Below are 856 nucleotides of genomic sequence, written 5' to 3' on the forward strand. Positions count from 1 at the left end.
TGTGGCCTTTCTCGGCAAGGTGCTTTAGTTCAAGGAGTGACTGCCCATGCTTATCTCTACCGCTCGTATCGCCCTGTTGACGCTGGCCGTCAGCACTGCGCAAAGCGCATTCGCCGTGCAACAGGTCGACCTCAGCCCCGACCGCCCGCGCATTCATGTACCGCGTAACGAAGCGGCCATCGCGCAGATCCCACCGGGCTTCAAGTTCGCCCAGCCGGGCAAGTTCACCGTGGCCGTGTCCGGTGTGGCCGGACCGCCCCTGGCGCTGCTGGCCAATGACGACAAGACCACCATCGGCAGCGAGGCCGATACAGCGCAGTTGGTCGCTGACAGCCTGGGCCTGCAACTCAACGTGGTGCAGACCAGCTGGGAAGACTGGCCCCTGGGCGTCAGCTCGGGCAAGTACGACGCGGTGATCAGCAACGTCACGGTGACCGAGGCGCGCAAGAAGCGTTTCGACTTCGCGACTTATCGCCAGGACGTGCTCGGGTTCTATGTGAAGAGCACCAGCAAGATCAGCGCGATCAAGCAGGCCGAGGACATTGCCGGGCTGAAGATCATCGTCGGCTCCGGCACCAACCAGGAAAAGGTCCTTCTGGCCTGGAACGACGCGAATGAAAAAGCCGGCCTCAAGCCGGCGCTGTTGCAGTACTTCGACGACCAGGCCGCCGCGCAACTGGCGGTGCAATCCGGGCGCAGCGATGCGCTGTTCGGGCCCAACTCGGTGTACGCCTATTCGGCGGCAATCACCGGCGGTATCAAGCTTGTCGGCACGGTCAATGGTGGCTGGCCTTTGAAAGCGGATATCGCGGTGACCACGCGCAAGGACAACGGCCTGGTCAAGCCGATCCACACG

The 856-nt window shown here is 62.9% G+C and carries 1 protein-coding gene; it reads left to right on the top strand.

Annotated features, from left to right (window positions below):
* Positions 1–46: 46 nt before the first annotated feature.
* Positions 47–856: ABC transporter substrate-binding protein (locus HX823_RS31590; RefSeq protein ID WP_177078565.1), on the top strand; the 810-nt coding region annotated here is incomplete at its 3' end.

The sequence above is a fragment of the Pseudomonas sp. P7759 genome (assembly GCF_013386445.1).
In the GTDB taxonomy this organism is placed as follows: domain Bacteria; phylum Pseudomonadota; class Gammaproteobacteria; order Pseudomonadales; family Pseudomonadaceae; genus Aquipseudomonas; species Aquipseudomonas azotoformans_A.